The sequence below is a fragment of the Italian clover phyllody phytoplasma str. MA1 genome (genome assembly GCF_000300695.1).
GTDB lineage: Bacteria > Bacillota_I > Bacilli_A > Acholeplasmatales > Acholeplasmataceae > Phytoplasma.
Genome location: NZ_AKIM01000176.1, coordinates 1 through 390, shown reverse-complemented (window position 1 = coordinate 390; position 390 = coordinate 1). Strand labels below are relative to the sequence as shown.

At 24.4% G+C, this 390-nt stretch carries 1 pseudogene; it reads left to right on the top strand.

Features of this window, described 5'->3' with window-relative positions:
- A pseudogene (locus RI01_RS03195) lies at nt 1-255 on the top strand (hypothetical protein); the annotation flags it as partial.
- Nucleotides 256-390 lie beyond the last annotated feature (135 nt).

Here is a 390-nt window from a genome sequence, read left to right as displayed (position 1 = left end):
TCTAAAAATATCATCAAAAAATTAATTGGCAAAATCAATCTTCATAAACTAGAAAACTTACAATTATACCAACTAGACCCTAATAAAATAAATAAATATCATAACCCAATCAAAACCAACTATAAGAAAGGTTTAAATATCATCTATTATCGTCAAGAAGATTTAAAATATATTCAATTCTTCTTAACTAAAACGAAACAAGGTTATCGGGTGAAAAAGATACACCCTAAATATAAATATATTTCTCAAGACTGACACTTTTATGACAGTTTGCCTCTTCAAATATCCTATTTAAAAACAAGCACATCGAACCAGTGATATTTTATATCTATAATGATAATGATACAACTATAATATCAAATATCGAGTATAATTATCATTATAGATATA